This window comes from Campylobacter sp. 2014D-0258, assembly GCF_008000495.1.
In the GTDB taxonomy this organism is placed as follows: domain Bacteria; phylum Campylobacterota; class Campylobacteria; order Campylobacterales; family Campylobacteraceae; genus Campylobacter_D; species Campylobacter_D jejuni.
This window is the reverse complement of sequence record NZ_VOAR01000021.1, coordinates 117,374-129,282: the sequence shown is the minus strand read 5'-3', so window position 1 is coordinate 129,282 and position 11,909 is coordinate 117,374. Positions and strand designations below refer to the sequence as shown.

General features: G+C 29.6%; 10 protein-coding genes. 6 read left to right on the top strand and 4 right to left on the bottom strand.

Translation table 11 applies throughout. From position 1 onward, the window contains the following. Positions 1-1,371 carry a TolC family protein gene (locus SR62_RS03890; protein ID WP_002892312.1) on the top strand — a complete coding sequence of 457 codons (1,371 nt, stop codon included), beginning with the start codon at positions 1-3 and terminating at the stop codon, positions 1,369-1,371. A 2-nt stretch (positions 1,372-1,373) separates the two neighbouring features. Here SR62_RS03890 and SR62_RS03885 read toward each other — a convergent pair whose 3' ends face one another. From SR62_RS03885 to ctf, 4 genes are read right to left on the bottom strand one after another with little or no spacing between them, the layout of a single operon-like run. Beyond that, a complete protein-coding gene (locus tag SR62_RS03885) occupies positions 1,374-2,552 on the bottom strand; it encodes an SGNH/GDSL hydrolase family protein (protein WP_002859110.1) in 1,179 nt (392 codons plus the stop codon). Further along, positions 2,539-3,549 (bottom strand): GDSL-type esterase/lipase family protein, encoded by a 1,011-nt coding sequence (locus tag SR62_RS03880; RefSeq protein ID WP_022552253.1) that lies wholly within the window; start codon positions 3,547-3,549, stop codon positions 2,539-2,541. Before SR62_RS03880 ends, SR62_RS03885 begins: the two co-directional genes overlap by 14 nt. Next, on the bottom strand, positions 3,550-4,926 hold the full coding sequence (locus SR62_RS03875) for an MBOAT family O-acyltransferase (RefSeq protein WP_002892316.1): 1,377 nt from the start codon (positions 4,924-4,926) through the stop codon (positions 3,550-3,552). It lies immediately after the preceding gene. Positions 4,927-4,968: 42 nt separating this feature from the next. After that, a complete protein-coding gene (gene ctf, locus SR62_RS03870; RefSeq protein ID WP_002852256.1) occupies positions 4,969-5,472 on the bottom strand; it encodes a non-heme ferritin in 504 nt (167 codons plus the stop codon). Between the two features lie 179 nt (positions 5,473-5,651). On the opposite strand from ctf, the gene SR62_RS03865 reads away from it, so the two are divergent. From SR62_RS03865 to SR62_RS03845, 5 genes are all read left to right on the top strand, one after another. Next, the gene (locus tag SR62_RS03865; RefSeq protein ID WP_002892318.1) at positions 5,652-6,647 is read left to right on the top strand and encodes a substrate-binding domain-containing protein; all 996 of its coding nucleotides are present in this window, start codon (positions 5,652-5,654) and stop codon (positions 6,645-6,647) included. Between the two features lie 9 nt (positions 6,648-6,656). Further along, positions 6,657-7,571 (top strand): phosphate ABC transporter permease subunit PstC, encoded by a 915-nt coding sequence (gene pstC / locus SR62_RS03860; protein WP_002776292.1) that lies wholly within the window; start codon positions 6,657-6,659, stop codon positions 7,569-7,571. Next, the gene (pstA, locus tag SR62_RS03855) at positions 7,568-8,656 is read left to right on the top strand and encodes a phosphate ABC transporter permease PstA (RefSeq protein WP_002892320.1); all 1,089 of its coding nucleotides are present in this window, start codon (positions 7,568-7,570) and stop codon (positions 8,654-8,656) included. The genes pstC and pstA overlap by 4 nt, the downstream gene beginning before the upstream one ends. Beyond that, positions 8,653-9,393, top strand: coding sequence for a phosphate ABC transporter ATP-binding protein PstB (gene pstB / locus SR62_RS03850; RefSeq protein WP_002776307.1), 741 nt, complete (start codon positions 8,653-8,655; stop codon positions 9,391-9,393). The genes pstA and pstB overlap by 4 nt, the downstream gene beginning before the upstream one ends. Before the next feature lie 71 nt (positions 9,394-9,464). Next, the gene (locus SR62_RS03845; protein WP_147502268.1) at positions 9,465-11,909 is read left to right on the top strand and encodes a hypothetical protein; all 2,445 of its coding nucleotides are present in this window, start codon (positions 9,465-9,467) and stop codon (positions 11,907-11,909) included.

The following is an 11,909-nucleotide window of genomic DNA, read 5'->3' as shown; positions in this document are numbered from 1 at the left end:
ATGAAAATAATACTTAGCATTTTTTTAGCATTTTTCTTGAGTGCTTGTGGAGTAAAACTTAGCTTGCCTAAAGAAGTTGATTTAACTCAAGAACAAATGAAAGATTTAAATCTCACTTATGATTGGTATAAATCCTATGATAATGCAAAATTAAATGAATTTCTAAATTTTGTTTTATTGAATAATAGTGATATTAATATAGCTAGAAAAACTTTGCTTTCAGCTTTGGCTAGAGCCGATTTGATTGATTATGATTTATATCCGACTTTAAGTGGAAATTTGGGTTTTGGTGGAGATAAAGATTTAAATTCAGGCAAACAAAGTAAAAATTTCAATAATTCTTTAAATTTAAGCTATGAGCTTGATATTTATGGAAAATTAAGAGATAGTGCAAGTGCGAGTGAATTTAGTGCAAAAGCAAGTGCTTATGATCTTGAAAATTTAAAAATAAGCATGATCAATACAGCTTTAAATGATGTTTTTGAGCTGGCTTATTTTAACGATGTAGATAAATTGCTTCGAGCTTATCTTTCAAATTTAGAACAAATGAAAGAGCTTTATAGTTATAAATACAAGCTTGGAAAAATAGAAGAATTAGATCTTTTAAACATAGAACAAAGCTTATTAAGAGCTAAACAAAATTTATTAAGCAATGATCAAAATCGTAATTTACTCATAAAAAATTTACAAGATTTATTGGCAAAGCAAGAAGGTTTTGTTTACATAGAGTATTTTAAAACTTTATCTTTAAATGATTTTAAAACCTTAAGTCCTGATTTTAATATACCTTTAAAAGCTTTAGCGTACCGTGCAGATGTGAGATCTAAACTCAATAGCTTAAAATCAGCCTTTAAGGATTATTCTTCCATGCAAAAATCTATTTTGCCTAGTATTTCTTTAGGTGGAGCATTAAGCGGAAGTGATAAAAAAATCGATGATAGTTTTAAATTTGAAATTTTAAGTGGCAATGTTAAGATTTCTTTACCTTTCTTAGATTATGGTAGAGTAAAGCAAAATATCAAAATTTCACAATTTACTTATGAGCAACTTTTAATTTCTTATGAGCAAGCCTTGCAAAGTGCGATGAATGAATTTGCATTGAATTATAAAGATTATCAAAGCGACACCTTGCTTTTGCAAAATTTGCAAAATATTAACATTAAACAAGAGCTTATCACTAAGGCGTATTATGAAAAATATATTTTAGGAAAAAGTGAATTAAAAGATTATTTGGATGCAAACAATACTTTAAATTCTACCCAGCAAGAATTTTTAAGAGCTAGATTTAATCTTTTAAAAACCATTAATTCTTACTATCAAATCACAGCTTTAAGTTTTAATGATGAAAACTTAGAATTTCTTAAGTATTAAATTTAATAATCAATGATATTTTTTAAATCCTCGAGTAACTTTTTAGCCATCAGCTCATAGCCTTTTATAGTAAGATGTACATCATTGAGCGAAAGCTTTTGTTCTATCCATTTGTTTTTTCCCCCACTATCTTGCATAAACTGATGCATATCAAAAATAAGAGTTTTTTCTTCTTTAGCAACTTCATATAATGCTTTGCGTATGGTAAAAAAATCAGGAGCAAGCTTGTAGTTTTTACCTTGTTTTTGAACTACAGTTGGTGGAGAGATTAGCATGATAACAGCGTTTTTATTGTAAGTTTTTAAAATACTAATCCATTTTTTTAAATTATTTTTGAATTTTTGTTTTTCAAACCCTTTAAAGAGTGCATCATTAGAACCATAGGCAAGAATAATTAAATCATTGTGTAAAAGTCCTAGTTCTTTTTTTACAACTGTTTGATTCCAAGAGAGCCATAAATCACTTTTGGCACCATTGATTGCAATGGTATCTAAGAAAACATTATTATCTTTATTTGTGATGAAATATCCTCCTAGCTCAGCATCTTTTTGTAAGGCTGAAATTTGCAAAGGAAGATCAAGTTCTAGTTCTTTATAAGACCATTTGTTAATTTGTGTAGTTCTTAACTCATAGCTTTGGTTTTTTGCATCTTTGATGCTAAAAGCATTGGTATTTTGCTTGGCTTTAAATAAAAATCCTATTTTGAAATTTTTTTTATCTAGGGTTGTATCAAGGTTGATTTTTGCGCCTTTAGTTTTTGCTTTGGCTATTATCCCACCTAATGGAAAATTATGTCCAGCATTAGCAGGATTTCTTGAGTTTAAAATTTCAAAGTTTTTATAAGAATAAACAAGATTAAGATTTTGTTGATATTTAGGCTGTAAAGGATAGGCAAAACCTATAGAGTTAGAGCGGATTAAATATCCTCTTATGACACGCGGAAAGAAATCAGCCGCCATATGAGAATCTCCATAAATTCTAATTCCTATGTTTTGATTTTTTTCTAATTTTTTTTCTAGATTTTTAAGATCTTTTTTTAATACATAACTTGTTAAAGCAGAGTGATTTTTGTTTTGATTGAGTATGGAATCTATTGTGTCATTTGTATTTAAATTTTGTGCATAAGAGCTAGTAAAAATAATAAAAAACAATAAGATAATTTTAAATTTATTTACTAGCATTTTCTTCCTTAAGTTTTATGTGTTCTAATAAAAGTTTAGACATTTCTCTTGCGCCACTTGGAGTAAAATGAACCCCATCATCTGTTCTTACTTTTATACTTCTATTGTTTTCATCTTTTATATAAGCTGAGTATTCATCATTGACACTAAAAAATAGCTTAGTGTTGATAAAAATTTCTTTATTTTTAAGAATTTCATCGCTGTAAATTTTATTGAGCACTTGTATTTTTTTGTTCAAATCTTCTTTTTTTACAGGAGGGATTTCAAACCAAAAAACTTTGGCTTTATGTTTTTTAGCGATTTTAATGATTTCATCTACACGACTTGTGTAAATATCTATCCAAGAAGGGGAGCCAAAACGATGGTAATTTCCTCCTTTTTTAATATCCCAAGGATCATTAGCGCCAAGAAGAACAACAAGATATTTAATATTTGAGTTTTTAATAAAAGCTTCATTGGTGGCTTTTGACCAGTCAAAATAGGATTTATAAGAAAGGCCTGTATTTTGTTTACTAAGATCGGTTACCTTAAGATTTAAATTTCTTAAATCTCTATTTAAGGCTATTGCAACACCTTGCATTAAAGAATCTCCGATAAATAAAAACTCATCTCCATTTTGTAGCTCTAATTTGGTATTGTCGATAAAACTAATATTTGCATCTTGGATTAAGGTTAGATTTGTTTCTTTATGAGAAGTGTTTTCATCATTTTCTAAAGTGTTTAGAACTTTATCTATTTTACTTAAGTTTTCATCTGTTGATTTACTTTCTTGATTTGTAGTTTCTTCATTGGTTTGAGGCAAGGGTTCGTTGCTTAAAATTGCACGAATTTGTTCTAATTTAATTTTGAAGCCATTGGCTTCTTTTAAAAGATCATTATGAGGATAGAATGCAAAATGATATTTTTGTTCTATATAAGAGCTAATGCTCTGATTCATAACTACAACAACCAAGCCAAGCACCATAATCAAAATGAAGAAAAATCTAACTACACTCATCTAAAAACTCGAATAAATAAAATCAGGAATTCCATCTGGCATAAAAGCAAAAACCAAAAGTAAAATAAAAGCTATGATAAAAGGTTTTAGTAAAAATGGAGTAAGATTTAAAATCTTAATGCAATATTCTTTAAAATTAATAAATAAAGGATAGATCATAAAAAGAACCCCAAAAGCAACCAACATATAGATATCGTTATAAGATGGAATTTGGAAGAAATTATAATAACAAGCTTTAAAATATTCTATTGCATCTTCTAGATTTTTGCTATAATAAAAGAAAATCCAAGTAAAACATACAAATTGAAAGGTTAAAAATCTTCCTAAAGCTGGAATTTTTTGTAAACTAAATTTGCTTAAAGCTAGCAAATGTATAAAAACTATGCCAATACCATGCAATAAACCCCAAACAATAAAAGCAAGTGTATTGCCATGCCACATACCTGAAAGTATAAAAGCGATGAGTATATTAGCTACAGTGCGTGGTATTCCTTTTCTATTGCCCCCTAAAGGTATATAGATATAATCTCTTATAAAGGTTGAAAGACTGATATGCCATCTAGCCCAAAAATCTTTTAGGTTTTTTGCAAGATAAGGCATGTTAAAGTTAGGCGGAAGGGTAAAACCTAACATTAAAGCAAAAGCACAAACTAAATCAACATATCCGCTAAAATCGCAGTATATTTGAATTGCATAGGCGTAAATTGCGCTTAAAAGTTGTATGAAATTATAAGATTGTGGAAAGTCTAAAATACTTTTAGCATAAATTCCAAGGTAATTGGCTATTAAAACTTTTTTAACTATACCAAAAACAAGCAAGATGATGATTAAATTTGCATGTTTAAATTCGCGTTTTTGATAGGCCTGTTCAAAGAAAAAAGAACTTCGCATAATGGGCCCTGAAAGTAGTGTTGGAAAAAATGATAAGAAGGTTGCTAAATTTAAAAAACTTTCTAAACGGCGTTTTTGATAAACTTCTACAAGATAAGTAATAGAAGTAAAGGTATAAAAACTAATTCCTATTGGTAATACTAAATCAATATTTAAAAATTCTAAACCGAAAAAATTTAATATCTCATCAACACTTCCTTTGATACTAGGAAAGTATTTAAAAAAACATAAATTTAAAATAATAAAAGCCATGCAAGTAGCGAAAATATAACGCTTGCGACGCACAAAAATTAGCAAGGCAAAATAGTGTATAAAAAAGGTATATATAAATAAAACTAAGGCGAAATAAGGATTGATTAAAATATAAATAATATAAGAGAAAATTAAAATTAAAATATTTTGTATTTTGTAATCATTTTTAAAAGTCCAATAAATAGCAAAAAAAGCTATCATTAAAATACTAAATTCTAGAGAAAAATAAGTCATACCTTCAATCCAAAGCGAGATTTGCCCATAGTAGGGCAAAGATTATTTTTTTCTGCTTAATGCAATATTTTTGATGTATTGATCAGCTAAATAAAGTCCATTTCCGTGTTCTCCGATTAACTTAATCTTGTCAACTATACCGCGGAAAAGTGCTTCTTCTTCGTGTTGTTCGCTTACATACCATTGTAAGAAATTAAAAGTAGAATAGTCTTTATGTGTTAGCATGTGTTCAACTAAAGTATTGATTGATTTTGTGATAAATTGCTCATGTTCATAGGTTTTTTCAAAAACATCAAGTAAAGATTTGAAATTTTGTTCAGGCTGTTTTACTTCTTGAAGCTCTACATGAGAATCTGTTTCATTAAGATAAGTGATAAGCTTTTTAGCATGATCGCTTTCTTCGCTTGCATGTGCAAACAAGAAGGCTCCAGCTCCATCAAGACTGTTTTCATAGCACCAAGAACTCATACTAAGATATAAGTTTGCTGCATACATTTCTTTGTTTATTTGTTCATTGAGTAATTTTACAACTTCTTTAGAAAGCATTCTTATCTCCTTATTAAAATTTAAAATGTTTTATAATGATATATTATTTTTTTAAAAACAAGCTAAATTTTTTGATAGTTAAAAATTATATTTAAGAAAAATACAAAATAAAAAATGTTTCCAAAATGTTTCCAAGTTTTTTTAAACTTCCATTACTTTTTTAAAGTTAAGGAGAAAAAATGAAAAAAATTCTATCTTTAAGTGTGGCAAGTCTTGCACTTTGTGGTGCTTTAAATGCAGTAGATTTAAAAATCGCAGGTTCATCGACTGTGTATCCTTTTACTTCTTTTGTAGCTGAAGAATATGCTTCGATCAAAAATACAAAAACTCCTATAGTAGAGAGCTTGGGAACAGGGGGTGGATTTAAGGTATTTTGTGAAGGAACTACTGATATTTCTAATGCTTCAAGACCTATGAAATTAAGCGAATTTGAAACTTGCAAAAAAGCAGGGGTAACTGATATAGTAGGGATGATGATAGGTTATGATGGTATAGTTTTAGCTCAAAATAAAACCAATGCTCCATTAAATATCACAAAAAAAGAACTTTTCTTAGCATTGGCAAAAGAAATTCCACAAAATGGAAAACTTATACCAAATCCTTATACAAACTGGAATCAAATCAATAAAAATTTACCAAATCGTAAAATTAGTGTTTATGGTCCACCATCAAGTTCAGGAACAAGAGATACTATAGAAGAGCTTGTAATGAGTGATGTGTCTAAAAAAATTCCTGAGTATAAAGGCGAGTATAAAACCATACGCCAAGATGGTGCTTATATCCCAAGTGGTGAAAATGATAATCTAATCGTTTCAAAACTTACTATTGATAAGGATGCTTTTGGAATTTTTGGTTATAGCTTTTTAGTGAGCAATTCAGACAAAATCAATGCTGCTAATATAGATGGTGTTACGCCAAGCGAAGAAAGCATCGCAGATGAAAAATACGAACTTGCAAGAAGTTTGTTTATTTATATCAATGCTAAGAAAAATCCAAAAGAAGCCTTTGATTTTGCAAAAATTTATATGAGTGATGATTTGGCAAAAAGTGGTGGAGAGCTTGAAAAAATAGGACTTGTTCCTTTGAGTGATGATAAATTAAAAGCTTCTCAAAAACACGTAGAAGATAGAAAAATTTTAAATGATGAGCTTGTAAAAGCTGGAAAAGTTTTTTAAGGAAAAACTTTGTTAAAAGAAAAAATAATCAAATTTGCACTTTTTTTATGTGCTTTTGTAAGCGTGATAGTAAGTTTTGCTATCATGCTTACAATTTTAATTGAAGCTTTAAAATTCTTTCAAAAAGAAAGCGTTGTTACCTTTTTATTCTCAAGTCAGTGGGCAGCTGATGCAGCTTTTATGAATGCAGATGGCACGAGTAAACAAGGTGTTTTTGGGGCGCTATCGCTTTTTTGGGGAACTTTTTATATTTCATTGATTGCTATGCTAACGGCTTTACCTTTAGGGGTTATGTGTGCTATATATTTAGGTGTTTTTGCTGGCAAAAAATCTAAAAATTACTTAAAACCTATTTTAGAAATCATTGCAGGGATTCCTACTGTTGTTTTTGGATTTTTTGCGGCTATAGTTGTAGCGCCTTTTATAGTGTGGTTTTTTTCTTTATTTGGCATACAAGCAAGCTTTCAAAGTGCTTTAGGCGCAGGTTTTATCATGGGGATCATGATAGTACCTATAGTGGCTTCTTTATCTCAAGATTGCATTGAAGCAGTAAGCGAGAAAAGGATTAATGGCGCTTATGCTTTAGGTATGACAAAAAAAGAAGTGGTTTTTGCCGTGATTTTACCTGAGGCTATTCCTGGTATAGTTGCAGCTTGTCTTTTAGGACTTTCAAGAGCCTTAGGCGAAACTATGATAGTGGTGATGGCAGCTTCTTTGCGTCCAAATTTAACTTTAAATTTTTTAGAAGATATGACAACGGTAACGGTAAAAATCGTAGAAGCTTTAAGTGGAGATCAAGCTTTTGATAGTTCTTTGGCTTTAAGTGCTTTTTCTTTAGGTTTGGTGCTTTTTGTCATCACTTTAATCATCAATATGTTTAGCGTTTATCTTATCAATCGCTTTCACAAAAGGAAAAATTTATGAAAAAACTTTTTAAAAAAAGACAAAAAGCTTCAAAGTCTTTTAAAAGACTTTGTAAAATGGGGCTTTATATTAATTTAATTTTTCTTTGTATCTTTTTAGGAAGTGTAGCTTATCTTGGATTTCCTGCTTTTAAGCAAACTTATATTTTTGTAGAGGCTAATAGAAATTCTCCTGCTTATGATCTTTTATCTCGCGCAGAACAAAGAAAAATAAGAACAGGACAAATCACTGAAAAAACTTGGCTTTTGGCAAATTCAGAAGTAGATCAATATATGAAGCAAAAATATAATCGCCTTAGTGAAAAACAAAGAACTTTAGTCGATGATCTTGTGCAAAAAGGCGAGATAGAGCTTAAATTTAATAGCAATTTCTTTTTAAATGGGGACTCAAAATCTCCTGAAAATTCAGGAATTTTATCTTCAGTTATAGGGACTTTGCTTGTTATGCTTGTTTGTATGGTTGTGAGTGTTCCTATAGGCGTTGCAGCGGCAATTTACTTAGAAGAATTTGCACCACAAAATATCCTTACACATTTTATAGAAGTGTGTATTAACAACCTTGCAAGTATTCCTAGTATCTTGTTTGGACTTTTAGGACTTGGAGTGTTTATCAATCTTTTTGGAATGCCTCGTTCAAGTGCTTTAGTGGGTGGGCTTACTTTGGCGATCATGAGTTTGCCTATTATCATTGTTTCAACCAAAGCAGCCTTAAAAAGTGTGGATATCAATATGAAAAATGCTGCTTATGCCTTAGGTATGACAAAGGTTCAAATGGTAAAAGGTATTATGTTACCTTTGGCTATGCCTATGATTTTAACAGGTTCTATTTTAACTTTAGCTCAAGCTATAGGCGAGACTGCACCTTTGATGATTATCGGTATGATAGCATTTATCCCTGATGTAGCTAGTTCGATTTTTGATCCAACTAGCGTTTTACCTGCTCAAATTTACTCATGGTCGGCTATGCCAGAGCGTGCATTTTTAGAAAGAACAGCAGCGGGTATTATTGTGCTTTTAGGACTTTTAGTCGTGTTAAATCTTAGTGCAATATTATTAAGAAAATATTTTCAAGGAAAATTAAAGTGATAGCAAAAACAACAAATTTAAATTTATTTTATGGAAAAAAACAAGCTTTATTTGATATCAATATGCAAATAGAGCAAAACAAAATTACTGCACTCATCGGTGCTTCAGGATGTGGTAAATCCACTTTTTTGCGTTGTTTTAATAGAATGAATGATAAAATTGCAAAAATCGATGGTTTAGTGGAAATTGAAGGAAAAGATGTTAAAAATCAAGATGTAGTAGCCTTGCGTAAAAATGTAGGCATGGTTTTTCAACAACCTAATGTTTTTGTAAAAAGCATTTATGAAAACATCTCTTATGCACCAAAACTTCATGGTATGATTAAAAACAAAGATGAAGAAGAAGCTTTGGTGGTGGATTGCTTGCAAAAAGTGGGGCTTTTTGAAGAGGTTAAAGATAAATTAAAGCAAAATGCCCTAGCTCTTTCAGGCGGACAACAACAACGCCTTTGTATCGCAAGAGCTTTAGCGATCAAACCTAAACTTTTGCTTTTAGATGAGCCAACTTCTGCACTTGATCCTATAAGTTCAGGCGTGATTGAAGAGCTTTTAAAAGAATTAAGTCATAATCTTTCTATGATCATGGTTACGCATAATATGCAACAAGGCAAACGCGTAGCTGATTATACAGCATTTTTTCATCTTGGAGAGCTTATAGAATTTGGTGAAAGTAAAGAATTTTTTGAAAATCCAAAACAAGAAAAAACCAAGGCTTATTTAAGCGGTGCTTTTGGGTGAGATTTATACAAAAACAAGTATCTTTGTATTAAAATTATATCCTTAAAAAAGAATTTTATAAGGATATAGTTTTGTTTGAAACACTTTTAAAACTAAGCGAAGAACCTTTAAAAAGCAAGATTAAGGATTTGTATTTTTCTAAATTTAATTATGTAGGTGCTAAGATTGATTTTTGTATCACTCAAAATTTAGGACTTTTAGGTGAAATTAATTTGCTTTGGGCTGAAGCTAAACAAGGAAAAAGTGAGCTTAAAAAATCTTTTGTACAGCTTGTGCTTACCATAGGAAAATATAAATTTTATACAGAGCAAACTCCAAATTTACTTTGTGCTTTTGATGGAGAAAAGATAGCTTTTTTACCCTTTGCTTGTTTGCAAGAAATTTTTTATCAAAGCGATATAAACTTTAGTGTAACGCCTAGCAATCATACAAGTGAGCAATTTTTAAAACTTCTAAAAGAATTAGATAGTATTTTAAATACAGCGCAAATTTTTTATTATGAAAAAAATGATGAAGAATTAAAAACTTTCATAAAAGAAAATCTTACAAGCGAAAATATAAGTAAAATTAAAATCGATAAAAACAATTTTGTAAGTATTTATCATAAATGGAATAAAATGGTTAAAGATACTATCAGTATTGATTGGAATTTGGCTAAAAAAAGCGGGATTATAGATGCTGATTTTTATTTGGCTGATTTGCTTTCAAGTGAAAATGAAACTATCAGTCAAAATTTATTTGCCATTCTTAAAAAAGATTATTATGAGTTTAATAAAACAAAAAGTGATTTAGGCTCTATCATTAACGAACGCACTTCTTTTAAAGATAATCAAAAAGCTCATCATGAATTTTGGGCGATTTACGAGCGTCCTCCAAGGGAAGAATTTTGGGATTATATTATAAAACGCAGAGATTTGCTTGTAGATCAAGATGTAAGAGAGCGAAAAGGAGCATTTTTTACCCCAAGAATTTGGGTGGATAAAGCTTGTGAGTATCTTTCTAAAACTTTTGGGGAGGATTATGAAGAGGGATATTATATATGGGATTTAGCGGGTGGAACAGGAAATTTACTAGCAAAATTTACAAATAAAAAAAATATCTTTTGTTCTACTCTTGATAAAGCCGATATAGATGTGATACATGAGCGTATAAAAAATGGTGCGAATTTGTTTGAAAATCATGTTTTTCAATTTGATTTTTTAAATGATGAATTTTTTGATAAGTGTGATGATAAGGGTAAAATCATCCAAAAATCAAAATTACCTTTAAATTTGCAAGAAATTTTAAAAGATGAAAATAAACGCAAAAAATTAATAATCTTTATAAATCCACCTTATGCGGAGGCTACAAGCGCTACACAGGTTACAAATACAGGAAAAAATAAAGATAAAGTAGCAAGAGAAAATAAAATTTGTGAAAAATATAAAGACATTTTAGGAAAAGCGAACAATGAGCTTTTTGCACAATTTTTTATCAGAATTTATTGTGAGTTAGAAGATTGTTTAATGGCTAGTTTTTCTAAATTAAAATATGTAAATTCTACCAATTTTATAAAATTTAGAGAGAATTTTAAGGCTAAATTTTTAAAAGGTTTTATGGTGCCTGCTGATACCTTTGATAATGTAAAAGGAAAATTTCCCATAGGATTTTTGATATGGGATATGAGTAAAAAAGAAGAAATTAAAAAAATAAAACTTGATACATTTAATAAAAATGGGAGTTTTTTAGGAATAAAAACTTTTTATAATGATCAAAAAGAAAGTATTAATAAATGGATCAAGATTTTTGATGATAAAAAATCACAAGAGAAATTTGGATTTATGGGAAACCCAAGCCCAGATTTTCAACATAATAGCCAATTATATCTTTCTCTTAACAAAGGAATAGAGCATTTTAATTTTTACATATTCTCGCTAAAAAACCTGTTAAATGGTGCTGTATATTTCTCTGTTCGTCATGCTATAAATGCTACTTGGATAAATGATAGAGATCAGTTTTTATATCCTAATGATTTATATAAAAATGATGATGAGTTTAAAAGTGATTGTTTAGCTTTTATGCTTTTTCATGGACAAAATCGCATAAGTGCAAAAGAAGGGATAAATCATTTCATACCTTTTAGTGAAAAAGAACTAGGTATCACAAAAGAAGCTTTTGAGAGTGATTTTATGTATAAATTTATAAAGGGCAAGATAAAAGATGAAAACTCACTTTTTGGTGATGAGTTAGTAAAGATAGAATTCAGTCTTGAAGCTCAAGAGCTTTTAAAAGCAGGAAAAGAACTTTTTAAGTATTATCACACACATAGCGAGGATAAAGGCTATCTTGTCAATGCTTCGTTTTATGATATCAAAGAATTTTTTCAAGGTAGGGATGAAAAAGGTAGGATGAATCGTCCTAGCCAAGCAAAAGACGAGCATTATAAAATTTTACTAAGTGATTTAAACATAGCTTTAAATGCTTTAGCTAAAAAGTTAGAGCCAAAAATTTATGAATACGGCTTTTTAAAAGAGTAA

Excerpts from the sequence above, each read along its gene's own strand:
- SR62_RS03890 (WP_002892312.1), top strand. The coding sequence starts at position 1 with ATGAAAATAATACTTAGCATTTTTTTAGCATTTTTCTTGAGTGCTTGT.
- SR62_RS03885 (WP_002859110.1), bottom strand. The coding sequence starts at position 2,552 with ATGCTAGTAAATAAATTTAAAATTATCTTATTGTTTTTTATTATTTTT.
- SR62_RS03880 (WP_022552253.1), bottom strand. The coding sequence starts at position 3,549 with ATGAGTGTAGTTAGATTTTTCTTCATTTTGATTATGGTGCTTGGCTTG.
- SR62_RS03875 (WP_002892316.1), bottom strand. The coding sequence starts at position 4,926 with ATGACTTATTTTTCTCTAGAATTTAGTATTTTAATGATAGCTTTTTTT.
- ctf (WP_002852256.1), bottom strand. The coding sequence starts at position 5,472 with ATGCTTTCTAAAGAAGTTGTAAAATTACTCAATGAACAAATAAACAAA.
- SR62_RS03865 (WP_002892318.1), top strand. The coding sequence starts at position 5,652 with ATGAAAAAAATTCTATCTTTAAGTGTGGCAAGTCTTGCACTTTGTGGT.
- pstA (WP_002892320.1), top strand. The coding sequence starts at position 7,568 with ATGAAAAAACTTTTTAAAAAAAGACAAAAAGCTTCAAAGTCTTTTAAA.